The organism is Acinetobacter terrestris, from assembly GCF_004331155.1.
In the GTDB taxonomy this organism is placed as follows: domain Bacteria; phylum Pseudomonadota; class Gammaproteobacteria; order Pseudomonadales; family Moraxellaceae; genus Acinetobacter; species Acinetobacter terrestris.
The window spans coordinates 200,478-226,497 of sequence record NZ_SJNZ01000001.1; the positions used below are offsets into that span (position 1 = coordinate 200,478).

Sequence of the window (26,020 nt, forward strand, 5' to 3'; positions counted from 1 at the left end):
TTTCAATTTTTGTATATTTCAAATAAAAAATATGGCCAAAGCGAAAAGTGTTTATCGATGTGAACAATGTGGTGCTGACCATCTCAAATGGGCAGGTCAATGTAGCGAATGTGGTGAATGGAACAGTCTGACCGAAGTCAGCATTGCACCTGCCGTGACCCATCGTGCGCAACCGAAAATAGGTGGCGGTTATGCAGGTCAAGTCGCCAATATCACCACCTTAAATAAAGTTTCCGTTTCACATGAATCACGCCTAGCGACCGGCATTAGTGAATTCGACCGTGTTTTAGGCGGCGGTTTGGTGACGGGTTCTGTAGTGCTGATTGGCGGTGATCCCGGAATTGGTAAATCCACAATTCTTTTACAAACCGCCACGCATATGGCATCTGCACAAAGTTCTGCGCTTTATGTCACCGGTGAGGAATCACTTTCGCAGGTTGCTTTACGTGCCCACCGTCTGGAGTTGCCAACAGAACATCTTCAAGTCATGGCAGAAACCTGTGTGGAACGCATTTGTGAAGTTCTGGCACAAGTACGTCCTGCGGTTGCCATTCTTGATTCTATTCAAACGCTGTATACCGAAACCTTGCAATCTGCACCGGGCGGTGTTTCCCAAATTCGGGAATCTGCTGCCTTATTGACCCGCTTTGCCAAAAACAGTGGCACCTCATTATTTCTGGTGGGACATGTGACCAAAGAAGGTGCTTTGGCTGGTCCGCGTGTTCTGGAACATATGGTCGATTGTGTTTTGTATTTTGAAGGCCAATCTGACTCACGTTATCGCATGATTCGTGCGGTAAAAAACCGTTTTGGTGCAGTCAATGAATTGGGCGTGTTTGGCATGACCGAGAAAGGCTTGCGTGAAGTTTCCAATCCATCCGCTATTTTCCTAAGTCGTTATGATGAAGCCATTCCCGGTTCGATTGTGATGATTAGTCGTGAAGGTACCCGTCCACTGTTGGTTGAAGTGCAAGCATTGGTGGACGATGCACATGGCCAGCCACGTCGTGTGGCCTTAGGTTTGGACCAGAACCGACTGAACATGCTGCTTGCGGTGATGCACCGTCATGGTGGCGTACAGACTGCCGGGCAAGATGTCTATGTCAATGTGGTCGGTGGTTTAAAAATTACCGAGACAGGTTCTGACCTTGCGGTTTTACTGGCCTGTGCTTCAAGCTTGCGTGGTAAAGCATTGCCTCAACAACTGGCTGTGTTTGGCGAAGTTGGGCTATCCGGTGAAATTCGCCCTGTGCCGAATGGTCAGGAACGGTTAAAAGAAGCGGTGAAGCATGGTTTTAAATACATTATTCTGCCCAGAGGCAATGCGCCGCAGAAACCGATCCCGAATGTACAGATCATTTCTGTGGCACGCTTACATGAAGCATTAAGCGAAGCCATGAGCTTAAGTGAAGAATTGGCTTAAGTCTTAAACATATGAAAGATTATGTAAAAAAAACACCATTTTGATATTGAAATTCGGTGCAAATGACTGCATAACTATAGGGCTATAATTTATTTTTTATTTAGGAAAAATTCGATGGAAGTTCGACAGCGTGGTTTGATGGCAGGTCTTTTAATGGCAGCTTTGGTGGTTGCACCAATGGCTGAAGCGAAACGTGCAGGTGGTGGTAAAAGCCATGGCATGAGTCGTTCTGCTACTCCAACCCAGTCTTACCAACAACCGCGTCAAGCTACTCCTGCTCCACAACCGACTACCGCACCTGCTCAAAAATCGGGTTCTGGTGTAGGTAAAATGGTAGCTGCTGGTGTTGCAGGTGCTGCAATTGGTGCAGTTGCAGCGAATGCAATGGCAGATGACAAACCTGCTGCAAGCGGTGCTGAAGCTACAGCACAACAGCAGGAAGAAAAAGGCGGACTTCCAGGCTGGATCTGGATTCTTCTGGCAGCAGCAGTCGCATTTTTCTTATTCCGTAAATTCGGAGCAAAAAAAAAACTAGCCGCTAACAATCCTTATGCACCAAACAATGCTGGCAATACAGCACCGTTTGGTCAACAAAATGCAGCGCCACGTACTTCAAACGACAACAGCAATATTTTTGGTCAGTCAGTAGGTGGTTCTGCAGGTGCAGCAACTCAAGCTCCATTTGGTAGTGCTTCAACCAGCAATGGCAATCAATTACCAGATGGTACTGAACCTGCAGCATTCTTGCGTATTGCTCGTCAGCGTTTTAACCATATTCAGTCGATGAATACAGCCAATAATATTGCTGAAATTCAACGTTATTTAACACCTGATCTTTATCAGTCTATGTATAACGATATTATGGCGAACCAAGACCAAGACGTTGCTGAATTCTCTAACCTCAATGCGATGGTTACAGATTCTTCAACTGAAAATGGTCAGTATGTGGTAAGCGTTCGTTTTACGGGTACTGTAAGCGAAGATTTAAACAGCTTACCGCAACCTTTTGCAGAAGTTTGGCATTTTACCAAGCCTGCAGGTTCTAACCAGGACTGGTTGGTTGCAGGTATTCAACAAGAGGCTTAAGGTCTTTTGAGTTAAAAACAGCGACTTCGGTCGCTGTTTTTTATGAATTCTATAAAAACAGATTAGATCCAAATCTTCTATAAACAGCCTCCAAGCTGATCCGATTCACCTACTCTGCCTTTGTTTACTGGTCTGTATTTAGGCTTTCTAAGAAGCAAAATCAACAATCACTCTTATTACTTATGTATATTGTTATCATGGCCTTAAGTTTCGTGATTAACTTAATCTAAAAAAGCACGCTATAATTGATCAGCCAATTTTCAGATTGGTTTTCTTAGTTTAAATATTTAGCTTCACTCAAATCTATCTTTGGATTTTTTAATGTCTGATCTCCCTATTTCTACCGAACTTTTTAACCGTGCAATGGCAGGCAACCGTGATGCACAATTTGAGCTTGCTGAAATTTATATGCAAAGTGAAAATGATGAGCATGTTGCCCTTGCTGAGGAATGGGCACTCAAAGCCGCTCAACTGGGTCATGTTGAAGCCATGTACTGGCTAGGTGAAGGTTATGCATTTTATGCAAAAGACATGTTGGAAGAAGATCCGGAGGAAGCAAAAACCTATTTTGAACATGCTTACCGCTGGTTAGAACAGGCAGCGAAACATAAACACCCTGCTGCGCTTTTAGAGTTATCGAATTTTTACCGTCGTGGCGATGTGGTGGCAAAGGATGTGACCAAGTCTGTTGAACTGGTCAAGCAAGCCGCTGAACTGGGTGAAGTTCAAGCCATGCGTGATTTGGCCTGCATTTATGAACATGGTTTGGGTGTAGATGTGGATGATGAAAAAGCCGATTACTGGCATGATAAAGCTCAGTCTACTGAAGAATAATTGAATTAAAAAGCCCATCAAATAATGGGCTTTTGTTTTATCCAGTTTTTAAATCTTAACTCTCGATTTTAAATATTAACTCTCGATATAATCGTTTTCTTCAACCACAATCACTTGTCGACAAATTCCGTCTACTCGACGTTGCTGCTCAAAAACTGAAGCTGGCATCGCATCAAAACTGTCAAAGAAACAGATTTCATCCGCATTGACATCATAAACAAGTGAGTGATTCCCCACCTCTTCCAATGTGTCGTAATAGACAATCACAAATTTATTTTGCTCAAATGCCTGCTGGATTTGCTCATAATTTAACGCGGGCAGAATAGGCAAACCCAGTTGTTCAGCTTCTTGATAACTGAGTTTTTCACTCTCCTGAAGATCAGGATCAGGATCGGTACAAAACTGAACATGATAGCCAAACTTTTTTAATCCAACAGCCAGACCAATGGTGGTCGTGCCATTTTCAGAGTCATAGCCACATACATCTACAAGTTGCTGAATATCGGCATCGATCCCTAAATGTTGCAGCAACATCCATACCGCAAAAATTCCGCCATTTGCTTCTAGATTAGCTAATTCTTCAGGCATTTCTAAGGCCATAATTTTCATCCAAAATGTGATTGTGCTGATAATAATATAAATATTTACTCTATTAAGGATTATTCCAACATCCAGCACTTTGGCTATCAAAAAACTCTATCTCCACTTTTGGAGAAATTTTTTGAATTAATTTTTCCACTTTATAACAATAATCCTGATCATCCTTGTAAACTGAAATAGCAACTTTACCACCCATTTTGTTTTTAAAAACTTGTGTTACCAAATGGTTTTCTTGATCACCCACTCCCCAGCCATAAATTACTAAATTTTTATTGTTATCAAATAGTTCTGGTAATATTTCATAATATATTTTACTAAGGTATTTACTAGTTCTAATAGATTCCTCCTTTCTTCCACCTGTACCCTCTGCCACAAATAAGGGAATGACATCATCATTCCAATAATTAGCTATATTATCTAAAAGATTTACATCATCTCCTCTTTTAATTTTTCTTTCTAAATTTAATGAATAACGAAATATAGATAAATTTCCATGCTGATAAAAAGTTCTTGTTATTTCCTTTTCTTCAGGCTTTAAATAATAAGGCTCTTTCAAAGCTTTCCAATCCCAATAAATATTTCCTCCGTTTTGAAAGCCGTCTTTGTAAATATGCCCATCACCATGGCAGCTCTCATTTCCGTACATGCGTATCCAATACAAAATTAAATCGTAATTTAAAGACACTACATCTTTAAAGCTTTTAGTAAACTTATAGAGCCTAGGCAGTTCGCTTTCTATTTGTGAATAAGAACAATGAACTACTTTGACTATCTTTATGAGGCTTTCTCTTAAAATCTTATACGCTTGGTCTGTTAATGTATCAACAACTCCAAGATGATTATTTACTAATTTAGCGTGCCAAACTAATCTTAAAATCAACTCAAAATCATCAGTTTCAAACTCTTTAAATAATTTTGCTATATCCTCATCAAATAACTTTAACTCTTCCGCTTTTTCTTTTAGAGAACGAAAGTCAAAATCTTGATGTAAAGCAATACTCGCGCCATTCCCTATGATTAAACTACCATCCTTATAGTCAGCTGCAATATCATTCCAATTTTTTATTTCATAATTTATTACTTTATTCATCATCAAGTTATCTAAGTACTCATTTATCAGTCAGATAATAATCAATTTCAGATTGGAACAAAATCAATTTCCAAGTACAATAGCCGCCTAGTCGAGGGATGCTGCGACTTTTTCACAGGCACTAAATGTGAAATCGCTAGGCTCGACGATTCGGTCAAAACTGCTGTGAAATACAGGTTTTGATCAAAAACGGCATCCGCGAACATAACGATCCAATCTATTTTTATCCTAGGAGATCCTGATGAACGCGGTTAATGCTTCATTTACAGATTATAAAGTTGCCGATATTTCACTTGCTGAATACGGTCGTAAAGAAATCAAACTTGCTGAAGCAGAAATGCCGGCTCTTATCGGTTTACGTAAGCGTTATGCTGCGGCTAAGCCACTTGCAGGCGCGAAAATTCTCGGCTGTATCCACATGACCATTCAAACTGCAGTTTTAATTGAAACTCTGGTTGAATTGGGCGCAGAAGTTCGCTGGACTTCATGTAACATCTTCTCTACTCAAGACCACGCTGCTGCGGCTATTGCTGCTCGCGGTATTCCTGTTTTCGCTTGGAAAGGCGAAACTGAAGAAGAATACATGTGGTGTCTTGAACAGCAAATCAATGTCAATGGCAAACCTTGGGATGCCAACATGATTCTAGACGATGGCGGTGACTTGACTGCTGTTGTTCACGAAAAATATCCTGAACTGATTGCTAAAATCCACGGTGTGACTGAAGAAACCACCACGGGTGTGCAACGTCTTTATGAAATGTTACGTGACGGAACTTTGAAAGTTCCTGCAATTAACGTAAACGATTCAGTGACTAAATCTAAAAACGACAACAAATACGGTTGCCGCCATTCTCTAAACGATGCCATCAAACGCGGTACGGACATGTTGATGTCTGGTCGTCGTGCACTTGTAATTGGTTATGGTGACGTAGGTAAAGGTTCTGCTCAATCACTTCGTCAAGAAGGCATGATTGTTCGTGTAACTGAAATCGATCCAATCTGCGCAATGCAAGCCTGCATGGACGGTTACGAAGTTGTATCTCCATACAAAAACGGTGTGCAAACAGGTAAGAAAGAAGACATCAATGTTGATCTTCTTCAAAATACTGACCTGATCGTAACAACGACTGGTAACTACCACGTATGTGACTCTGCAATGTTAGATACATTAAAAGCAGGTTCAGTGGTGTGTAACATCGGTCACTTTGACACTGAAATTGATACCAACTATTTACGTGGTTACAAATGGGTTGAAGTTAAGCCTCAAGTGCACCAGGTTTATCGTTCAGAAGACGAAAGCAACTATTTGATTCTTCTTTCTGAAGGCCGTTTGGTGAATCTTGGTAACGCAACAGGCCACCCATCACGTGTGATGGACGGTTCTTTTGCGAATCAGGTATTGGCTCAAATGCATTTGTTCGCTGAAAAATTTGCTGATCTTCCTGAAGAGCAAAAACAAGCTGCAATTCGTGTAGAACTTCTTCCTAAAAAATTGGATGAAGAAGTTGCTGCTGCAATGGTTGCTGGTTTTGGTGGTGTATTGACTACACTCACTCAAGAACAAGCTGACTACCTTGGCGTGCAAGTTGAAGGTCCATTCAAATCTGAGAATTATAAATACTAAGTTTGACCTCTCCTAACCTCTCCTAAAAGGAGAGGAACTTTCTCAATTTCATTCGAATTGAGGTCCTCCTTCTCCCTCTGGGAGAAGGTCGGGATGAGGGCAATAAAAAACAAAAGTATTGATAAAAAAGGATTTGAAAAATGACCAAACGTGTTCCAATTTCGTTTGAATTTTTTCCGACCAAGACTGATGTTGGCGCGGAAAAACTTCGTGTTGTTCATAAAGAATTACAACTGTTAAATCCTGAATTCTTTTCAGTGACTTATGGTGCTGGTGGTTCGACCCGTGAACGCACACTCGCTGCAATCAATGACTTTAATGGCAAAGGCACACCTGTAGCCCCTCATCTGTCTTGTATTGGTGATGACAAAGCACGTATTGCCGAGTTGCTTGATTTATACAAATCGCAAGGCATCGACCGTATTGTTGCGCTGCGTGGTGACTTACCTTCTGGTCAGGTGGGCTTGGGCGAATTGCCTTATGCACAGGATCTGGTACGTTTCATCCGTGAACATTCAGGCGATCATTTCACCATTGAAGTCGCTGCCTATCCTGAAATGCATCCCCAAGCAGACAGCTTTGATAAAGACATTCAACACTTTGTCGAAAAAGCCAATGCCGGTGCCAATGCCGCGTTAACACAGTTCTTCTTTAATCCAGATGCGTACTTTTACTTTGTAGACCGTATTCAAAAAGAAGGTGTGAACATTCCTGTTGCTCCCGGCATTATGCCCATTACCAATGCCAGCAACCTGATTCGCTTTGCTGATGGGACAGGTGCTGAAATTCCGCGTTGGATTCGCAAGCAACTGGCCACTTATGGTGATGACACTGCTTCAATCAAGGCTTTTGGTCATGAAGTTGTGGTGAAATTGTGTGAACGTCTGCTTGCAGGCGGTGCACCAAGTTTGCATTTCTATACCATGAACACGACAGATCCAACACGTCAACTCGTGACTGATCTGGGTTTAGCTTAATTTTTTTCTGATTTGTGAGTAATACTTAAATGCCGCGTTTTTATATTGAAGCTGATTTGGCTGTTGATATGAATGTTGAATTAACCGAAACGGTTTTTCATCATTGGGGAAAAGTATTACGTGCACAAGTCGGTGAAAAAGCCACCTTGTTCAATGGACAAGGTGGCGAGTATGAAGTCACGCTTGTTGAAGTTTCAAAAAAATCAGCAAGCGTTTCTGTCGATACATTCAATCCTGATGATCGCACTCCTGCCTTTAGCGCCTTACTTGGACAAGTGATGAGTAAAGGTGATCGCATGGATTATGCCATTCAAAAAGCAGTTGAACTGGGCGTTGCAAAAATCCAGCTGCTGACTTCTGAACGCTGCGAAATGCGCCTTAAGTATGATCGTGATCAAAAGAAAATCGATCACTGGCAAGGGATCGCCATTGCTGCTTGCGAGCAATGCGGGATGAATAAAGTTCCTGAAGTGTTAGCACCGCTCTCTTTGCAAGACTGGTTAGCCAGTGAATTACCCACCACCAAATTAGTACTTGCCCCGAATAAAGATCAAGTTGATGTTCTAGCCAATGCCACACCAGATATTGCACTTTTAATTGGGCCTGAAGGTGGACTCAGCGAAGCTGAAATACAATTATCCAACGATGCCGGATTTATAAATTGGTGTATTGGCAATCGCGTTTTACGCACAGAAACTGCCCCGATTGTTGCTTTATCTATTTTAAATTATAAAGTAACTGTATAGTTCATCTGATTTCAGATAAATACTGCCTGTTTCGATTGATTTTTCTCAATAACATAATTAATCTTGATTTAAAGATACAAATGTATATTCAAGATACAGTTTAGTTTTTTTAAACATGATTAATATTTAGAAAGCAATTATTTATCGCAAAACAAAAATAAGGTTTCTGCTTTTATGTCAGATATTCAAGATGAATATATTAAACAGCATGTGAGTGCTGCTCAAATTACCAATACGATTCGACTCAGTCGATTCTTTCTCATCAGTATTCTGATCGTTTCCTTATATGTTTTTGGCATTTATCAAATTTATTTTACAAAGCCATCTTTCTATTTCAATTTATGGTTTATTGCGACCGAACTCTTAAGTTGTCTAAGTTTACTGATCATCAGTATCTATTTTAAGCCGCATAATTTCATACTTAATCACGCCCATCGCTGGCTACAATTTCAATGCCTGGCAATAGGAAGCTGTATTGCGATTGGTATCAGTCTGATTTATTACTATTTACCGCAATACAACCCTAATTTCAGCCAGGTTAATGCATTAATTCTCTCAGCTTTATTACTGATTGTGAGCCAGGCATTTGCCCTGACTTTTTTAACCCAACGTCTAAATTATTTTTGTTTGACCTTTATTCCGGCCATTTTTCCTTATCTGGCTTCCCAATTTATTGCCACAGAAACCTCTAATTTTTTATTCCATTTAACGATCAATTTCATCCTTATTGTCATTTTACTGAGTGCAAATTCGACCACCCGTATTCATAAACGCATTTCAGCCCTGTATTCCAAAAACAACCGCCTGGTTAAAAATGCCGAACAGCAAGTGCTCTGGACCGATGAGTTATGCCAGCAATTACAAACTGAAATCAATAAATCCAAAGATATCGAATTACAACTTCAACTAAACAATCAATTGCTTGAACAGAAAGTCAAAGAGCGGACTTTTGATATTGCTAAAATGAATGCTGATTTGGAAAACCAGCAACAAAATCTGATGTTGGCACATGGCGTTGCGGGACTTCGGCCTTGGGACTGGAATATTAAAGATCGGGAAATTTTATTGACCGATTCCAAGCATCAAAAGACCTTGAAACCTTCAAAACAGCACCATCATCAGCTGGAAAATATCATTCATCCCGATGATCTTGAACACTTCCAAACCTCGATGAAGCAGAATTTACGCGGCCAAACCGATCAGTATGAAGCCACTTATCGAATTCAGCACAGCAATGGCAAATGGAAATGGGTACATGATATTGGCAGAGTCATTGCGCGCGACCCTGTTAACTATAAGCCTCTGCGGATGGTCGGCATTCGCCGTGATATTCATCAGGAACGAACTGATCAGGAACGCTTAAAACTTGCAGCAAGCGTGCTGCAACAAGCGGCTGAGGGGATATTCATTTTAGATGAACAACTTTGCTATATCGACGTCAATCCATTCTATGAGCAATTGACGGGTTTTACACACGACCAAATGATTGGCAAGCATTTATTTGATATCGCTGCCAGTTATAAGGCACAGCAAAGAAACAGTCATGCCGCCATCATCAATCAACTGAATAAAATAGGTGAGTTTGATGGCGAGCTAAATGAAAAATTCCTGTCTGGCAAAGAACTGACTGTCTGGATGCGAATTAATGCCATTAGCGATGAAAAAGATCGTGTCACGCACTATATTGGGATCGTTTCTGATTTAACGGAACGCAAGTTGCAAGAACAACGTCTGTCTTATTTAGAGAATTACGATCCACTGACTGACCTGCCGAATCGCTTTTATTATAACTATCAATTACATCAGTATTTAGTCACTCAAAAAGATTCGCTTAAACAACTTGCTATAATTCGTCTGAATATCGATCGCTTCAGACCTTTGAATGAATTTCTGAGCAATAGCGGTGGCGATGAACTGTTACGCCAAGTGGCGCAAAGGCTACGACTTACCAATGCTGAAGCATTACTGGTCGCTCATTTAAATGGGGATGACTTTGCCATTGTCTATGAAATCTCGCATATTCGCCCATCGGTTCAGCAGCATTGTGAACGGATGAGCAAGGCATTTTCATTACCTTTCAACATTTTTGGTCAGGATCATATTATTACCCTGTCTATGGGGATTTCTTTCTATCCAGAAAATGGCCGCCAACTCGATTACCTGAATAATTGTGCTGAACAGGCTTTAACCGAGGCAAAAAGCTTGGGTGGCAATACCATCCGTTTTTACTCCAATAAAAATTCCGCTTTACTTGAGCAAGGGATTTATCTGGAACGCGATTTAAGACTGGCAATTAACAACAATGAACTGATTGTTTACTATCAGCCAAAAATCAATTTTAGCGACCAAAACATTTATGGTTTTGAAGCTTTGGTTCGCTGGAATCATCCAAGCAAAGGCATTATTCCACCGAACCTGTTCATTCCCCTCGCTGAGCAAACCAGTTTGATCTCTGATATAGGCAGAATTGTTATACAACAAACCGCTAAACAAATCAGGAACTGGAATGACTTAGGCTTTAATAATATATGTGTCTCGGTCAATGTGGTTGCACAGCAATTGCAACGTGGACAGTTACTCGAAGACCTTGATCATGCCATTCAAACCTACAACATTTCAGGTTCGAGCCTAGAGCTTGAAATTACTGAATCATCGCTGCTTGAGAACTCGGTTACCGTTAAAAACCTGCTCGATGAAATCAAGAAACGGAAGATCAATATCTCGCTGGATGATTTTGGAACAGGCTACTCCTCCCTATCCTATCTTGCTGATTTTCCTATTGATATCTTAAAAATAGACCGCAGTTTTATCTCCAGAATTGGACAAAACAAACAAGAAGCCATTGTCAGTGCCATGATTGCCATGGGCAAAGCCATGGGCATGGTCGTGGTTGCAGAAGGCATTGAAACAGAGGAACAGCTTCAGTACCTGCAAGATCAGGAATGTGACATTGCCCAAGGCTTCTTGTTTTCAAAACCTTTACCCGAAAGTGAAGCAACCCTCTTTCTGGAACAACATCGACTTATACCTTCTTGATATAAGTCGGCACGCCTAAATATCAGTTTGCTTGAAAATGGCAGATTCACGACTGTGCTAAGGTCGCAACAAATGTTATATTCAATCAAATTAAGCAAAAAACCACCACCAGCTCGGGCTGGGCAACTCAAGCAACAATAGAGATACAGATGGACGATCAATCATTAAAACAGCAAGCTTTGTACTACCACGAATATCCAACCCCAGGGAAAATCAGTGTTACGCCAAGCAAACAGCTGGTCAACCAACATGACTTAGCGCTGGCTTACTCTCCAGGTGTGGCAGCACCATGTTTAGAGATTGAACGCGACCCATCAACTGCAGCACTTTACACAGCACGTGGCAACCTTGTTGCAGTGATCAGTAATGGTACTGCGGTTTTAGGTTTAGGTAACATCGGTCCTTTAGCGTCTAAACCGGTTATGGAAGGTAAAGGCGTACTGTTTAAAAAATTCGCAGGCATAGATGTATTTGACCTCGAAATTGCTGAAAACGATCCAGACAAAATTGTGGACCTCGTCGCTGCATTAGAACCCACTTTTGGCGGTATTAACCTTGAAGACATCAAGGCACCAGAATGTTTCTACATCGAGCAAAAACTTCGTGAACGCATGAATATTCCTGTATTCCACGATGATCAACATGGTACCTCTATCATTGTCGGTTCAGCCTTACTCAATGCTTTACAACTGACTGGCAAAAAAATTGAAGAGATCAAGATTGTTGCTTCAGGTGCCGGTGCAGCTGCATTGTCCTGTTTAGATTTGCTTTGCGCTTTAGGTGCAAGCAAACACAATATTACCGTTGCCGATTCACGCGGTCTGCTTACCACTCACCGTGACAATCTGGATGCATCAAAAAGACGTTATGTTCAGGATATTGAAGGCACTCAATTAGCAGACGTAATTGCCGGTGCAGATATGTTCTTGGGGCTTTCAGCGGCAGGCATTTTAACCAAAGAAATGGTTAAAGTGATGGCTGAAAATCCAATCATCTTTGCTTTGGCAAATCCGGACCCTGAAATTCTGCCTGAACATGCACACGAAGTTCGTGACGACGTGATTATGGCAACAGGCCGTTCGGATTATCCAAACCAAGTCAACAATGCCCTTTGTTTCCCGTATATCTTCCGTGGTGCTTTAGACGTTGGCGCAACCACCATTAACGAAGAAATGAAAATTGCCTGCGTACATGCCATTGCACGTATGGCGCACATTGAAGCAGATGCAGCATCTTATGGTGAAAAATCTGCATCATTTGGCCGTGACTACCTTATTCCACGCCCGCTTGATCAGCGCTTAATTCTTGAAATTGCCCCTGCGGTTGCACAAGCGGCAATGGATTCTGGTGTCGCGACTCGTCCAATCCAAGATTTCTCTGCATATCGTCAAAAATTGTCTGAGTTTGTATACAACTCTGCATTTATGATGAAACCGATCTTTGCTCAGGCAAAAACAGCACCTAAGCGTATTGCATATGCTGAAGGTGAAGATTTACGTGTACTTCGTGCCGTACAAATTGCGGTAGATGAAGGCTTGGCCTTCCCAATTCTTGTCGGCCGTACTGCGGTCATTGAAGCAAATATCAAAAAACTGGGCTTGCGTCTTGAACACGGTGTAAACATTGAAATTGTGGATCAAGAAAAGAACCCGCATTACGAACAGTTTGCTGATGACTACTATCAAACTATGCAACGTAAGGGCGTAACACCTGAGTATGCACATCGTGAAGCACGTCGCCGCTCTACCCTGATTGCTGCAATGTTAGTCAAACATGGTCATGCAGACGGTATGCTTTGTGGTACATATTCAAGCTATGACATTCACCTCGATTTCGTGAAAAACGTGATTGGCTTAAAAGAAGGTCGTAGCACGTTCTTTACCTTGAATGCATTGATGCTTCAAGATCGTAACCTGTTCATTGCCGATACTTATGTCAATACCAATCCAACGGCTGAACAGTTGGCGGAAATGACCATTTTGGCGGCTGAAGAAGTACGTCGTTTTGGGGTGATTCCACGTATTGCATTGTTATCGCATTCAAGTTTTGGTTCTGACCAGACTGATGCAAGCGCACAAAAAATGCGTAAAGTATTTGAAATTTTAAGTGAAATTGCACCTGAACTTGAAGTGGAAGGTGAAATGCACGGTGATGCTGCACTGGATGAAAATATTCGTCATTTCGCATTCCCGAACTCACGTTTCAAAGGTTCTGCAAACTTACTGATCATGCCAAATCTGGATGCAGCAAACATTTCATTTAACCTGTTGAAAGCGACTTCAGGTAACAATGTAACGATTGGCCCAATTCTGTTGGGTGCTGCAAAACCTGTGCATATCCTGACACCGACTGCAACAACACGTCGTGTGGTGAATATGACCGCGTTGACAGTTGCTGAAATTCAGCAGTCACAAGAAGGCTAGTCTTTAACTTTAGCAAAAAGCTAAGGTTCTTTACTTGAGAAAACCTCTATTCTGTAGCATGATTGCTTGAAGAATAGAGGTTTTTTCATGCGAGTTTATTTAGTAGGCGGTGCAGTACGTGATCACTTACTCGGTCACCCCTATCACGAAAAAGATTATGTGGTTGTTGGTGCAACACCTGAACAACTCCTTGCTCAGGGCTATCAGCCGGTGGGCAAAGATTTCCCTGTTTTTTTACACCCCCAAACAAAAGAAGAATATGCTTTAGCCCGTACCGAACGAAAATCCGGTCATGGTTATCATGGCTTTGAATTTTATACAGATACCAGTGTAAGCTTGGAAGAAGATCTGATCCGTCGCGACCTGACCATTAATGCGATGGCGATGGATGAAGATGGCAAGCTATACGACCCTTATAATGGTCAACAAGATTTAACCGATCGAATATTACGTCACGTATCCAATGCTTTTGTAGAAGATCCGCTACGTGTTTTACGCATCGCACGCTTTGCCGCACGTTATAAAGCATTGGGATTCACGGTGGCTCCTGAAACTTTAGCGTTGATGCAACAACTGGCTGAATCGGGTGAATTACAGGCATTGACGCCTGAACGGGTATGGAAAGAAACTTCACGTGCCTTGATGGAAAATCATGCTGATGAGTATTTCGAAGTACTTCGTGCCTGCGGTGCGCTAAAAGTTTTGTTCCCTGAATTGGATGCCTTATATGGTATTCCACAACGTCCTGAATATCATCCGGAAATCGATTGCGGCATTCATACCATGATGTCGCTACAGCAAGCCTGTAAAGCCAATTATTCACTCGACGTTCGTTTTGCTGTTCTGGTTCATGATTTAGGCAAGGCACTCACGCCAACCGAGGAATTGCCGCGGCATATCATGCATGAAGAGCGTGGCATAAAACCGGTCACTGAAGTGTGTGAACGTCTTAAAGTTCCCACCAATACTAAGCAACTCGCGCTTGCAGTATGTAAAGAACATTTAAAATGTCATCAAGCTTTGAATCTTAAACCGGGCACTTTATGGCGTTTATTACAGCGTCTGGATGTATTACGCCGTCCTGAACGTGTGGAAGCTTATGTTCAGGCATGTGAGTGTGATTCACGTGGTCGCTTAGGTCTAGAAGATCGTGAATATCCACAATCGCGATATGTCTTGGATGCAATGGACGTAGTTCGTGGCATTAAAGCGCAGGATTTGCCACCCGATATTAGTGGCCCTGATATTGGGGAAATGTTGATTCAACGGCGTATTCAAGCAATTGAAGAATTAAAAGCCCGTCAGATTATTGCTGCTATATAGCTCATAAAAAAGCTTCTCTTTTGAGAAGCTTTTTTATGTCGCGAGGATGATAAAAAATTCCCCTTTATTATTACAGAGGAATTTAAGACGATGATTTATATCAAGACACATCCGCAGGGAAAGTAATCACTTTTTCCAGTTTCATCTGTTCAGTCACAACCATCAATAAACGGTCAATGCCTAAAGCGATGCCGGAACATTCGGGCATCTGTGGTAAAGCAGCGAGTAGATATTCATCAATCGGCATCACATGCAAGCCAAGCTTTGCACGCTCAAGATTATCGGCTTCAAAACGTGAGCGTAAAATATCAGCATCAATCAGTTCATCATAGGCATTCGCTAATTCCAGGCCTTCAATATAAAGCTCGAAACGTGCTGCAACCTGTTCACCCTCTTCATCGACTTTGACTTTGGCAAGCGATGCCATTTCAGGGGGGAAATCGGTTAAAAATACTGGCGTATCAAAACCCAAACTTGGTTCAACCATATGTGAAAATAACAGGTCGATATAACCCAAACGGTCATTCCCCAAATCCAGATTCAGACCGACACGGTTACAGCAGTCTTTGAGCTGTTTTAAGCTAGCCTGCAAGGGATTGAGATCAAGACGGTCCATAAAGGCATGCTTGTAACTTAAAATAGTCGGACGCACTTCGCCAAAACGATGCGCCAAGGTTACATTGAGCAAGTCTGTGACTTCAAACATCAGTTCTTTCAAGCTTAAATTTGGGCGGTACCATTCCAGCATGGTGAATTCACTATTGTGTTTGCGCCCATGTTCATCATCACGAAAGACTTTGCAAATTTGGTAAATTGGACCGCTACCACTGGCAAGCAATCGCTTCATGGCAAATTCAGGTGAAGTCTGTAAATAATGAGTTTGTTTGCGACCACCTAAATGACGCTGAGCCTGAATAGAGGCTAGATGCACATCGGTTACACCGGCTTGGGACAATATTGGCGTTTCCACTTCAAGCACATCCCGTTCAGCAAAAAACTGACGGATTTGTGCATACATTTTGGCACGGGCTTTTAGTGCTTTGATATCACAGGTCGGTTGATAATTGATGGTTTTTGTATTTGCCATGCTCATGCTTTTGGGCCTCCGTGCGCTGCCCATTCACGGCGTAAGGGATAGGTTTTACGTAAATAATCAAAGGCTTTTTGATCCACTTTACCGTCTTTTAAGCAGGCACGCAGGTTGGTATCATCACGTGCAATATCATAAATGTGAGCAAGATGCAGTTTCAGTACCGACTTTAAATTCTGATTCTGGAAATATTGCTCACATACTGGCAACTGGGTTTCAAATTGTTTGTCGGCTGCGAAATTAAAAGTTTTGCAGAAGGCATCGTAAATCATTTGCGTGCCACGTGCTTTGCCTTCCAAGCTATAGCCCGCAATATGCGGTGTTACCAAACCAATCAGATTTAACAGTTGTTCTGAAATTTCCGGTTCATGTTCAAATACATCTAACACCACTTGGCGCTTGTTCTGTTGAATATCTGCAATCAGCGCTGCTTCCTCGACCACTGGACCACGGGCTGAATTAATCAAGATTGCTTCAGATTTCATTTGTGCCAAAGCATCTGCATTGATCAAATGAAAAGTCGGATGATTCCCTGTTTTAGTGAGGGGGACATGGGTCGAAATAGCATCTGCTGTTTTTAATAATTCTTCTAATTCAACTTGCTGAATCTGTTCACGATTCACAAAAGGATCATGACCAATCACCTTCCAGCCGAGTAATTTTGCCATATAGGCCAAACGAGAACCGACATTGCCCAAGCCAATAATACCAAGGGTAAATTGCTCATTTTTATCGATTAAATCCGGTTGCAAATATAGCAGTGCGGTAATCACATATTCCGCTACAGCCTGTGCATTACATCCTGCTGCATTTGACCATGTGATATTGTGTTTTTCTAAAGCAGGAATATCCAGATGATCGGTGCCAATGGTGGCACTGCCGACAAATTGAAGTGGGGTATTTTGAATCAGTTGTTCATTTACTTGGGTCACAGAACGAACCAGCAAGGCTTCAGCATCCTGTACATCTGCATGGGTTAAACTACGCCCCGCTGCTTGCTGAATTTCTCCAAAATCTGCAAAGAAATATTCGGTAAAGGCCAGATTTTCATCCGCAACGATTTTCATAGTGCGTTCCAATGACATGAAGACCGCTATGATAACGCTTAGCGGCAAATCTGACTATGCACCTTAGTTATAGAGCTGATTCTTTAAGCGATATGGAAGGATATTCAAATTTTAATAGCTTTGATGTTAAGTAAGCCCTAACCCAAAATACAATTTCCTCTCCAAAAAAAAAGACCGAATTCTGTAAAAAACTCAGTCAAATAAGAGCAACCAAAATAATAGTCAACAACCTTAACTAAGCTACTTTTCCATCAATAATACCCTGCGCCTTTAAAGCTCTTAATTCATCTGAACTTTTAAACTGCGATAAAACTTTTTCAGTATGTTCCCCTAACTGCGGCGCAGCATGCTTATATTCAACCGGTGTATCGGATAATTTAATCGGTGAACCGATCATTTTAAATTGATTATTTAATGGATGTGCGACATCCACCACCATGTCACGCGATTGAATTTGCGGCTCATTCAATGCATCTTCTATCGAGTTAATCACCCCGACCGGTACTTTTACCGCATGAATTGCAGTGACCCAATCTTCGGCATTTTTAGCCAAGAAATATTCAGACAATAAAGGAATCAATTCATCACGATGTTTAACCCGATCCTGATTACGTTGGAACTTTTTATCTTCCAATAATTCAGGCAACCCAATCGCAATACACAAATCTTTAAACTGTTTGTCATTGCCACAGGCAATAATAAATTCTTTATCTTTGGCCTTAAAGGTTTGATACGGCACGATATTCGGATGGTTATTTCCCATACGCTTTGGAGCAATACCCGAAGTTAAATAATTCATACCCTGATTGGCCAGTGTAGCCACCTGTACGTCTAATAAAGATAAATCGATATATTGACCACGACCGATATGTTGACGTGCCAATAAAGCCGCCTGAATAGCAACGGTTGCATACAAGCCTGTTTGTATATCGACCACAGCAACACCGACTTTTTGCGCGCCCCCACCCGGCAATTCGTCCTTTTCACCAGTAATGCTCATCAACCCTGACATGCCTTGAATGATAAAGTCATAACCCGGTTCTTCAGCACGTGGCCCTGTTTGGCCAAATCCGGTAATCGAGCAATAAACCAAGTTCGGATTAAGCTGATTTAAAGACGCATAATCTAAACCGTATTTTCCCAATGAACCGGCTTTATAGTTTTCAATCACCACATCGGCGGTTTTGGCAATTTCTCGAATCAGTTCCTGACCCTGTTCACTTGCAATATCTATTGCAACCGAATATTTATTGCGATTGGCACATTGATAATAACCTGATTCGCGTGTTGCAGTGCCTTGATTATCCAGCATCCACGGTGGTCCCCACATGCGGGTATCATCACCCACTTTTGGACGCTCAATCTTAATCACTTCTGCACCAAGATCTGCCAGAATCTGGCCACACCATGGACCTGCCAGTACACGGCTTAAATCTAAAACGCGAATTCCTTGTAATGCACCCATGTTCTACTCCAAAAACCAGCAGAAAATGCTGCTGGCTCTTTTTATTATTTAGCGGTAATTGTTTTGTTGGTTGTGGCCACGCTGCTCGGTGTATTCTCTTCTGTATCTGTGGCGGTGACCAATGAAGATTGCTGTGGGTCATATTGGCGTTCACGAATAAACAAGCCTGGAATCACACCCGCAATAAAGTAGGCAGCACCCATCACAATAAATGCCATGGTGAACGACCCGCCAGCCGCGATAATCCCGATGGTGGCAGGCGCAATGGCAGCGCCCAGACGCCCCATGTTATATGCACCGCCAATGGCTGTTCCGCGTACATCGGTCGAGAAGGTTTCCGCCATGTAAGTTGCATTTACACCGTACGGGATTCCGTAAAGGAATCCAAAGGTAATTAACAGATAGGCAATATTGGTTGGCGTGTTAAAAAAGATAATGACGGGTAAAAATGCAGCCGTTGCAACTGTACCAAAAACAAAAGTTGCCCGACGACCCAATTTGTCTGCCGCATAGCCGGCAATAATTTTACCGAGAATCATCGCTGTATATGCACCGACCATATAGCCTGTTAATGCCTTAAAGTTCATATTCAGTTCGGTTTCTAAATAGGTTGGCATCCAGTTATTGACACCGTAGTAGCCGAACTGCAAAAAAGCAGCTGTGCTCATCCATAACAGGAACATTTTGCGGTGCTGGGTATGTCCAAAAATACGCTTATAAACACTTTCAGAAGGAACTTTAGCAGTGAGGGCTTCACTGGCAGGCTCAATTTTCAACTCTTTACGTTTAAATTGTTCTATTTTTGCTTCCTGCCAAGATGCAGGTTCAGGAACAAAACGCATGAAAATAAGTGCGAAGGCAGCCGGAACAATGGTCACATAAAACAGCATACGCCAGCCATGATCAGGAATAATAGCTCCTGCCAACAAAGTTGCCACGATATAACCAATCGTTTGACCTGTCTGCAAGGTACCCAAAACAGTAGTACGGTACTTGGTGGGAACATATTCTGCCATGAGCGTATTACACGCCATGTAGAGCGAACCCAAGCCAAAGGCACCAATAAAGCGCAGAATCATGAATTGCTCATAAGTTTGGGTGAAGCCCAAAATACAGGTCATGATTGAAAAGAAAACCACAGACCAGGCAATGGTTTTTACCCGGCCAAATTTGTCACATGCCCATCCACCGGTAATACCACCCAGCGCCATTCCAGCAAGTGATGAACTTCCCAGCATCCCCGCTTGAAATGAAGTCAGTCCAAACTCAGCTTTTAAACTGGTTAGGCTGAATGACAATAGCATGATGTCAACACCATCAATTACCAGTGAAATAAATGCAAAGACAAATGCAATTTTCCAAGTGTTTTTATGAATGCGATGTACTGTACCTACATTGGATGGTAATTTTCTGCTGAGCGTTCCTGCTCCAGCCTGTATATCATTATTCATTTCCATATCCCTCATTTTCCCAAATGAGTCATCGGCAGTCCTATTCTTTCTCTACATTTACCTGAGATTCTTTATTATTTTTCTATCATTCCGTTTGAACTTTAAGCTTGAAAATGTACAGACTTACAAGAATTTTTCACGATGAATCCTTTACTTAAAGTTAATTATTAATTTTTTCAAGACAAAACGTCTCTAGGATGCCCACGAATGAGCATCCTGAATTGAAGAACTAAATTAGTTACCGAATGCAGCGATGCCGGTCTGCGCACGACCTAAAATCAGGGCATGCACATCATGAGTACCTTCATAGGTATTCACCACTTCCAGATTGACCAGATGACGCGCCACACCAAACTCATCGCTAATGCCGTTTCCGCCGAGCATGTCACGCGCAAGTCGTGCAATGTCCAGCGCCTTGCCACAGTTGTTGCGCTTGATCAGTGATGTGCCCTCAACCGAAGCAATGCCTTCATCTTTCATACGGCCAAAACGCAAGGCAACCTGTAAGCCAAGTGCAATCTCTGTCTGCATGTCGGCCAGTTTCTTCTGGATCAACTGATTGGCAGCGAGTGGACGACCAAACTGTTTACGGTCCATGGTGTATTGATGTGCAGTATGCCAGCAGAATTCTGCGGCTCCCATCGCACCCCAAGCGATACCGTAACGCGCACTGTTCAGGCAGGTAAACGGACCTTTTAAGCCACGTACTTCCGGAAAGGAATTCTCTTCCGGTACAAATACGTTATCCATCACGATTTCACCGGTAATCGAGGCACGCAAGCCAACCTTGCCGTGAATTGCGGGAGCTGACAGTCCTTCCCAACCTTTCTCTAAAATAAAGCCGCGAATATCACCAACATTGCCCTCAGCAGACACTTCCTTGGCCCAGACCACAAAAACATCTGCGATTGGACTGTTGGTAATCCACATTTTAGCGCCACTTAAACGATAACCACCATCGACCTTTTTGGCACGGCTAATCATGCTGCCTGGGTCAGAACCATGATCCGGTTCAGTCAAACCGAAACAGCCGATGTATTCACCAGTCGCCAGTTTTGGCAAGTATTTCTGTTTCTGTTCTTCCGAGCCAAATTCATTAATCGGCACCATCACCAGCGAGCTTTGTACACTGGCCATGGAACGGTAGCCTGAATCGACATATTCAATTTCACGTGCCACCAGGCCATAGCTGACATAGTTTAAGCCTGCACCTCCGTATTGTTCAGGAATCGTTGGGCCTAATAAGCCCAACTCACCCATCTCGCGGAAAATGGAAGCATCAGTTTTTTCATGACGGAACTGTTCAAGTACGCGAGGCAATAATTTGCCCTGGCAATAGGCATGGGCAGAATCACGGATCATGCGCTCTTCTTCTGTGAGTTGCTGCTCAATTAAAAACGGGTCTTGCCAGTTGAATTGAACTTTTGCTGTTTTTTTCATATTAATCATTTGATTCATCGCTTCCTCTGCTCGATATCATGTTCTATTTATCTGACTCGATGCTAGGGCGGAAAAATGATTCTTTCAAACGATAAATTTGCATGCAGATATACCATTTACGCATATCTTATTTGAAGCAGATAGCTAACAATGGATTTGGCATCTGTATTTATCGGACATTATTCGATTTTTAGACTAAAGTTGAATGGGTTTCGCATCTTCCTATGCCATTTTAAAATATCTGGTTCAGATAAAAGGATTTATCTATGCGTCGTCATATCCCATCTTTACAAGGTTTGTTGTGTTTTGAGTCTGCAGCTAAACATGCCAGTTATACGCATGCTTCACAAGAACTGTGTATTACTCAAAGTGCAGTGTCGCGGCAAATTCAGCAACTCGAACAATTCCTTAAACTTGAATTGTTCACCCGCACCCGGCATGGCGTCGAACTCACCCTTGCAGGACAGCAATATTACAGTCTGATCAAACCCTATTTATTGGGTCTGGAGCAAAGCACTTTAGACATTATGGCGCACAAAGGGCTAGGGGGAACGCTAAGATTAGGCGTGGTTCCAACTTTTGCAACCTGCTGGCTACTTCCTAAACTGCACCGCTTTAATGAAATTTACCCTGAAATTACCGTGCATTTGGAAACCAGCACCAAACCCTTTCTCTTTAATGAAACGATATTTGATGCCGCCATATATGCCGGAACACCACAACAAATTGCACACTGGCCAGGTGTACAAACCCATTACCTAATGAAAGAAGACCTGATTGCTGTTTGCTCCCCTCAGCTTATTTTAAAAAATTTTCCAGATGCACAAATGATCAATGAATATAGTTATGATTTAAGTCCTGAACAGCTCATCCAGCTTCCACTGTTACAACAAACCACCCGCCCGACCATTTGGCATGAATGGTTTAAAACCCATCAAATATTTCATCCAAAATCTTATGATGGCCATCGGCATGAACTGTTCTCCATGTTAGCGGTTGCAGCCAAGCAATCCATGGGCATGGCGCTCATTCCACAAATACTGATTAACTCAGAATTGCACAACAAAGAATTGGTCATTGCATCCAGTAAAAAACTCGAAGGAAGCCGTTCTTATTATTTAGTGCATTCCAGTCAAGAGTCCTCTCTTCTGATCCAAAAATTTATCGACTGGATTCAGCAGGAATTATTGCTTTCATCAACTCATCATAATGATAGAAATATAGAAGAATAAAAAAGCTTATTTCTATGCTTTGATTTAGTTCAACTGCGATATCTATGATGAATTGAAGTCGTGTTTTTTAAGTATTAATTTTGGATCATAATAAAATATGTATTTGCACTGTGTGAAGCAATCTTTCCTTTCTGCAATCATTTGCAAATCTTAATAATCAACTCTCAATATGCATCCGCTTAAGGACGTTTACATTTAATCTTTGAAGTCATTTTTACCCGATGGATATGCACAAATTTATCCAACTTTCTTCTTCATCTATACTTTAGTTTTTTTATGAAAAAAATTTTAGACAATAAAAAACCCCGATCAATGATCGGGGTTTTGAATTTGGCGGAAGCGGTGAGATTCGAACTCACGGAGGACTCGCACCCTCGTCGGTTTTCAAGACCGGTGCATTAAACCGCTCTGCCACGCTTCCAATGGCGGCTATGATATAAATAAAAACCCATCTTGGCAAACACTTTTATGCTTTTTTCTTACCGAGTGATTAAAATAAAGTCAAAATAGATTAATTTACTGAATTTTCAGGCTTTTCATAACGAATTTCATTGATATACCACTGTTTCTTGCCTAAAGGGGTCAGCACCTCAACTTCATCATCCACTTGTTTTCCGAGTAAAGCACGTGCCATAGGCGAATCAATTGAAATATGCTGCGGATGATGATCATAAATTTCATCTACACCAACCACACGTAAGGTTTTTTGTTCACCTTCCTCATTCTCAATATCCACCCAGGCCCCAAAATACACCTTACCCTCTTGTTCAGGTGAAAAATCAATAATTTTAAGCTCTTCTAAACGCTTGCCCAGGTAACGAACCCGACGGTCAATCTTACGTAAAATTTGTTTATTATATTGATAATCAGCGTTTTCACTACGGTCGCCGAGACTCGCCGCCCAGTTCACTTTTTGGGTAATTTCTGGTCGTTCTTCATGCCACAAATGCTGTAATTCTGCGACCAGTTTGTCATGTCCAGAACGTGTAATTAAGTTAGATTTCATAGTATTTTTTGATATTGGGCTTACAATTCGCTTACAAGAATGATCTATTTTATCCGCTATTTACACACAACTAAAGTTTATAAAATTAATTCTTCAATTAAATTAAATCTTTATGTTACATATTTCTAAAAAGTTTCGTACAAAATTTGACAAGTCTATTTTTCACCCTTATTATGCGCGCATGTTTTTAAATCGTCTATTTTTTAATCTATGTAGAAATTCTACATTATTCTCCTTTTAATCCAATGTCATTTTGAATGACGTCATGACTGCCCAACCCTTATTGAATTTATCAAACTTGAAAGAGCTTGAGGCATGTGCGCCTTTGCTTTTTAGGGCATAAATTACTTGTAGCGGAGACAACATGCACAGTAGTTCAACTTCTGGGGTGAGGCTTTGCCTTAACTCTTTAAAATCTTCTCTCTCATTAAAAATTCTTGCGTTCAGTACCCTGTTAATTCCATTTCACAGTATTAATGCAAGTAAATCGTACCAATACGATTCTGTCGTTAACGGCAAGCAACTCACCGTTGTTTCAGTTGAAAATTCAACCACAGTATTTAAAGATGGCTCCCACTTACATGGTTTTGGTTATGACCTCGCGCGTAACTATGCCAACAGCTTAAACGTCAAACTGGTGTTTAAGACTGTGCCTGATAACGCCACAGCACTAAAATGGGTATCGCAAGGTAAAGCAAACTTTGCCATGACGACAGCAGACGTCCGTTCAATTGAGCAAAAACGTCTGACTTCTTTTTCCGCAACCTGCGGTGATATCGGCAGCTTGCAACAAAATGGCCTAAATACCAGCCTGAATTGGGTATTTAAGCACGCGGATGATCCACTCACACAAACGGCAAGTGGTTTTGTCTGTCGGGGCAAACAGTCCGGCTCGATTCGTCAATTGGCTTCATTCTATAACCAAAATGCGGTTAAAGAAGAGTCATGGGATAGTATTCAGCGTGATCTAAATCAGCGTATGCCGATTTATAAAGCCAGTTTTAAAAATACTGCAGCAAAATACGATTTAGATTGGCACCTATTGGCAGCAATTGGTTATCAGGAGTCGTATCTGAAACCTAATTCTGTTTCGCCTACCGGCGTTCGTGGTTTGATGATGCTGACCAACAGTACAGCAAAAGCAATGGGTGTAAGTAACCGAACTGACCCTGCGCAAAGTATTGAAGGTGGCGCTAAATATTATGACCAGATGTTGAGTCGTTATTCTGATGTGCCTTATCCTGACCGTAACTGGTATGCACTTGTGGCTTATAACATGGGGCCGGGTGCAGTAAACAATATTCAGAAACGAATTCGTGCACAAGGCAAAAACCCCAATAACTGGGTCAATCTGTATAGTTATTTAGACCGTAACAAAGCCAGCAATGGCCGTTACCGTCAAGCGGTACAGTATGTGACGCGTATCCGCTCTTATTTAGAACATATTAAAACTACACAGTTAGTGAATATTTAATATCTTCGAATATAAAAAAAGCTTACCCAAGGGTAAGCTTTTTTTATGCTTAAAAGTTCTTAAGTGGTTTGCTCAAGCACTTTCTTGAATAAATCTTTTTGTTCTTGGCTTGGCTTGGCAGTTTGTAAAGCCATCAATTGCGACATATCGCCTTGAACTTTAATTTTGCCGGTCATGAATGCTTGCATTGCAGCCGCCATATCAAATTCCAGGAACACTTTACGAAGGGTTTCACCATCCATATTCAAAGTGGTTTTGGCATTTGGAGATAGACCTTTTTTAATTGCACCACCATCCAAAGACAATTCTGTATTGCCTTCTGATTCTGTCACTACTAAGTTAATTGCCAAATTTGCAAGTGCAGGTGGCAAGTTTAAATCACCCGCTTGAGCAGTTAAGCTATCTACAGTTGAAAACCAATCATCAGTTAAAAAGGTAGGCATGATCTTTCCTCAATTTATTCGTTCATTTGTGTCGCCTATCCAGACAACATCTTTGTGAAGCTATTTATGCTTGACGCTTGTTATAGCATGTAAAATTGTTTTCTGCTTAAGGTTTTTTGCACGATACGTTCAATTTTTATATTTTTAATACATTACTTAACTAAATCAAATATATAAAATAGACACCAAT

General features: G+C 41.6%; 20 protein-coding genes and 1 tRNA gene. 11 read left to right on the forward strand and 10 right to left on the reverse strand.

Annotated features, from left to right (window positions below; genetic code table 11):
- Window positions 1-31 precede the first annotated feature (31 nt).
- The 3 genes from radA (at window position 32) to E0H81_RS00940 (ending at window position 3,343) form a co-directional block, all read left to right on the forward strand.
- Window positions 32-1,423, forward strand: a complete 1,392-nt coding sequence (gene radA / locus E0H81_RS00930; RefSeq protein ID WP_131268067.1) for a DNA repair protein RadA — start codon at window positions 32-34, stop codon at window positions 1,421-1,423.
- Window positions 1,424-1,537: 114 nt separating this feature from the next.
- Complete coding sequence (locus tag E0H81_RS00935; protein WP_131315786.1) at window positions 1,538-2,509, forward strand: Tim44 domain-containing protein; 972 nt, start codon at window positions 1,538-1,540, stop codon at window positions 2,507-2,509.
- Between the two features lie 321 nt (window positions 2,510-2,830).
- Window positions 2,831-3,343, forward strand: coding sequence for a tetratricopeptide repeat protein (locus E0H81_RS00940; protein WP_131315788.1), 513 nt, complete (start codon window positions 2,831-2,833; stop codon window positions 3,341-3,343).
- 75 nt (window positions 3,344-3,418) lie between these two features.
- Here E0H81_RS00940 and E0H81_RS00945 read toward each other — a convergent pair whose 3' ends face one another.
- Window positions 3,419-3,943 (reverse strand): cysteine peptidase family C39 domain-containing protein, encoded by a 525-nt coding sequence (locus E0H81_RS00945; RefSeq protein WP_131315790.1) that lies wholly within the window; start codon window positions 3,941-3,943, stop codon window positions 3,419-3,421.
- Window positions 3,944-3,995: 52 nt separating this feature from the next.
- Window positions 3,996-5,036 carry a DUF4917 family protein gene (locus E0H81_RS00950; protein WP_228259881.1) on the reverse strand — a complete coding sequence of 347 codons (1,041 nt, stop codon included), beginning with the start codon at window positions 5,034-5,036 and terminating at the stop codon, window positions 3,996-3,998.
- Between the two features lie 238 nt (window positions 5,037-5,274).
- On the opposite strand from E0H81_RS00950, the gene ahcY reads away from it, so the two are divergent.
- The 6 genes from ahcY to E0H81_RS00980 all read left to right on the forward strand — a co-directional run bounded on the left by ahcY (window position 5,275) and on the right by E0H81_RS00980 (window position 15,162).
- The gene (ahcY, locus tag E0H81_RS00955; RefSeq protein WP_131268071.1) at window positions 5,275-6,657 is read left to right on the forward strand and encodes an adenosylhomocysteinase; all 1,383 of its coding nucleotides are present in this window, start codon (window positions 5,275-5,277) and stop codon (window positions 6,655-6,657) included.
- 140 nt (window positions 6,658-6,797) lie between these two features.
- Window positions 6,798-7,634, forward strand: coding sequence for a methylenetetrahydrofolate reductase [NAD(P)H] (gene metF / locus E0H81_RS00960; protein ID WP_131268072.1), 837 nt, complete (start codon window positions 6,798-6,800; stop codon window positions 7,632-7,634).
- A 29-nt stretch (window positions 7,635-7,663) separates the two neighbouring features.
- Window positions 7,664-8,380, forward strand: a complete 717-nt coding sequence (locus E0H81_RS00965; RefSeq protein WP_131268073.1) for a 16S rRNA (uracil(1498)-N(3))-methyltransferase — start codon at window positions 7,664-7,666, stop codon at window positions 8,378-8,380.
- 174 nt (window positions 8,381-8,554) lie between these two features.
- The gene (locus E0H81_RS00970) at window positions 8,555-11,416 is read left to right on the forward strand and encodes a bifunctional diguanylate cyclase/phosphodiesterase (RefSeq protein WP_131315792.1); all 2,862 of its coding nucleotides are present in this window, start codon (window positions 8,555-8,557) and stop codon (window positions 11,414-11,416) included.
- A 149-nt stretch (window positions 11,417-11,565) separates the two neighbouring features.
- Window positions 11,566-13,839 carry an NADP-dependent malic enzyme gene (locus E0H81_RS00975; protein ID WP_131268075.1) on the forward strand — a complete coding sequence of 758 codons (2,274 nt, stop codon included), beginning with the start codon at window positions 11,566-11,568 and terminating at the stop codon, window positions 13,837-13,839.
- Window positions 13,840-13,926: 87 nt separating this feature from the next.
- On the forward strand, window positions 13,927-15,162 hold the full coding sequence (locus E0H81_RS00980; protein WP_131315794.1) for a multifunctional CCA addition/repair protein: 1,236 nt from the start codon (window positions 13,927-13,929) through the stop codon (window positions 15,160-15,162).
- Between the two features lie 100 nt (window positions 15,163-15,262).
- Here the strand turns inward: E0H81_RS00980 and epmA are convergent, their stop codons facing one another.
- The 5 genes from epmA to E0H81_RS01005 all read right to left on the reverse strand — a co-directional run bounded on the left by epmA (window position 15,263) and on the right by E0H81_RS01005 (window position 21,693).
- The gene (gene epmA, locus E0H81_RS00985; protein WP_131315882.1) at window positions 15,263-16,249 is read right to left on the reverse strand and encodes an EF-P lysine aminoacylase EpmA; all 987 of its coding nucleotides are present in this window, start codon (window positions 16,247-16,249) and stop codon (window positions 15,263-15,265) included.
- A 2-nt stretch (window positions 16,250-16,251) separates the two neighbouring features.
- Window positions 16,252-17,319 (reverse strand): 4-phosphoerythronate dehydrogenase, encoded by a 1,068-nt coding sequence (locus E0H81_RS00990; RefSeq protein ID WP_131315796.1) that lies wholly within the window; start codon window positions 17,317-17,319, stop codon window positions 16,252-16,254.
- 235 nt (window positions 17,320-17,554) lie between these two features.
- Window positions 17,555-18,784 (reverse strand): CaiB/BaiF CoA transferase family protein, encoded by a 1,230-nt coding sequence (locus E0H81_RS00995; RefSeq protein ID WP_131315798.1) that lies wholly within the window; start codon window positions 18,782-18,784, stop codon window positions 17,555-17,557.
- 44 nt (window positions 18,785-18,828) lie between these two features.
- Complete coding sequence (locus tag E0H81_RS01000; RefSeq protein WP_131315800.1) at window positions 18,829-20,235, reverse strand: MFS transporter; 1,407 nt, start codon at window positions 20,233-20,235, stop codon at window positions 18,829-18,831.
- Window positions 20,236-20,469: 234 nt separating this feature from the next.
- The gene (locus tag E0H81_RS01005) at window positions 20,470-21,693 is read right to left on the reverse strand and encodes an acyl-CoA dehydrogenase (protein WP_131315802.1); all 1,224 of its coding nucleotides are present in this window, start codon (window positions 21,691-21,693) and stop codon (window positions 20,470-20,472) included.
- Window positions 21,694-21,941: 248 nt separating this feature from the next.
- On the opposite strand from E0H81_RS01005, the gene E0H81_RS01010 reads away from it, so the two are divergent.
- Window positions 21,942-22,907, forward strand: a complete 966-nt coding sequence (locus E0H81_RS01010; protein ID WP_131315804.1) for a LysR substrate-binding domain-containing protein — start codon at window positions 21,942-21,944, stop codon at window positions 22,905-22,907.
- 331 nt (window positions 22,908-23,238) lie between these two features.
- On the opposite strand, the gene E0H81_RS01015 is transcribed toward E0H81_RS01010, so the two are convergent.
- Window positions 23,239-23,328: transfer RNA gene (locus E0H81_RS01015), tRNA-Ser, on the reverse strand.
- A gap of 90 nt (window positions 23,329-23,418) precedes the next feature.
- Entirely contained in the window at window positions 23,419-23,913 is a 495-nt protein-coding gene (gene greB, locus E0H81_RS01020) for a transcription elongation factor GreB (protein WP_131315806.1), read from the reverse strand.
- Between the two features lie 364 nt (window positions 23,914-24,277).
- Between greB and E0H81_RS01030 the strand changes: the two genes are divergently transcribed.
- Window positions 24,278-25,387 (forward strand): MltF family protein, encoded by a 1,110-nt coding sequence (locus E0H81_RS01030; protein ID WP_131315808.1) that lies wholly within the window; start codon window positions 24,278-24,280, stop codon window positions 25,385-25,387.
- Between the two features lie 59 nt (window positions 25,388-25,446).
- Here E0H81_RS01030 and E0H81_RS01035 read toward each other — a convergent pair whose 3' ends face one another.
- Complete coding sequence (locus tag E0H81_RS01035; protein ID WP_131268084.1) at window positions 25,447-25,830, reverse strand: SCP2 sterol-binding domain-containing protein; 384 nt, start codon at window positions 25,828-25,830, stop codon at window positions 25,447-25,449.
- Between the last annotated feature and the right edge of the window lie 190 nt (window positions 25,831-26,020).

Excerpts from the sequence above, each read along its gene's own strand:
- E0H81_RS00940 (WP_131315788.1), top strand. The coding sequence starts at position 2,831 with ATGTCTGATCTCCCTATTTCTACCGAACTTTTTAACCGTGCAATGGCA.
- E0H81_RS00995 (WP_131315798.1), bottom strand. The coding sequence starts at position 18,784 with ATGGGTGCATTACAAGGAATTCGCGTTTTAGATTTAAGCCGTGTACTG.
- E0H81_RS00990 (WP_131315796.1), bottom strand. The coding sequence starts at position 17,319 with ATGAAAATCGTTGCGGATGAAAATCTGGCCTTTACCGAATATTTCTTT.
- metF (WP_131268072.1), top strand. The coding sequence starts at position 6,798 with ATGACCAAACGTGTTCCAATTTCGTTTGAATTTTTTCCGACCAAGACT.
- greB (WP_131315806.1), bottom strand. The coding sequence starts at position 23,913 with ATGAAATCTAACTTAATTACACGTTCTGGACATGACAAACTGGTCGCA.
- radA (WP_131268067.1), top strand. The coding sequence starts at position 32 with ATGGCCAAAGCGAAAAGTGTTTATCGATGTGAACAATGTGGTGCTGAC.
- E0H81_RS01010 (WP_131315804.1), top strand. The coding sequence starts at position 21,942 with ATGCGTCGTCATATCCCATCTTTACAAGGTTTGTTGTGTTTTGAGTCT.
- E0H81_RS00970 (WP_131315792.1), top strand. The coding sequence starts at position 8,555 with ATGTCAGATATTCAAGATGAATATATTAAACAGCATGTGAGTGCTGCT.
- E0H81_RS00980 (WP_131315794.1), top strand. The coding sequence starts at position 13,927 with ATGCGAGTTTATTTAGTAGGCGGTGCAGTACGTGATCACTTACTCGGT.
- ahcY (WP_131268071.1), top strand. The coding sequence starts at position 5,275 with ATGAACGCGGTTAATGCTTCATTTACAGATTATAAAGTTGCCGATATT.
- E0H81_RS00975 (WP_131268075.1), top strand. The coding sequence starts at position 11,566 with ATGGACGATCAATCATTAAAACAGCAAGCTTTGTACTACCACGAATAT.
- E0H81_RS01030 (WP_131315808.1), top strand. The coding sequence starts at position 24,278 with ATGCACAGTAGTTCAACTTCTGGGGTGAGGCTTTGCCTTAACTCTTTA.
- epmA (WP_131315882.1), bottom strand. The coding sequence starts at position 16,249 with ATGGCAAATACAAAAACCATCAATTATCAACCGACCTGTGATATCAAA.
- E0H81_RS00945 (WP_131315790.1), bottom strand. The coding sequence starts at position 3,943 with ATGGCCTTAGAAATGCCTGAAGAATTAGCTAATCTAGAAGCAAATGGC.
- E0H81_RS00965 (WP_131268073.1), top strand. The coding sequence starts at position 7,664 with ATGCCGCGTTTTTATATTGAAGCTGATTTGGCTGTTGATATGAATGTT.
- E0H81_RS01035 (WP_131268084.1), bottom strand. The coding sequence starts at position 25,830 with ATGCCTACCTTTTTAACTGATGATTGGTTTTCAACTGTAGATAGCTTA.
- E0H81_RS00950 (WP_228259881.1), bottom strand. The coding sequence starts at position 5,036 with ATGATGAATAAAGTAATAAATTATGAAATAAAAAATTGGAATGATATT.
- E0H81_RS01000 (WP_131315800.1), bottom strand. The coding sequence starts at position 20,235 with ATGAATAATGATATACAGGCTGGAGCAGGAACGCTCAGCAGAAAATTA.
- E0H81_RS01005 (WP_131315802.1), bottom strand. The coding sequence starts at position 21,693 with ATGAATCAAATGATTAATATGAAAAAAACAGCAAAAGTTCAATTCAAC.
- E0H81_RS00935 (WP_131315786.1), top strand. The coding sequence starts at position 1,538 with ATGGAAGTTCGACAGCGTGGTTTGATGGCAGGTCTTTTAATGGCAGCT.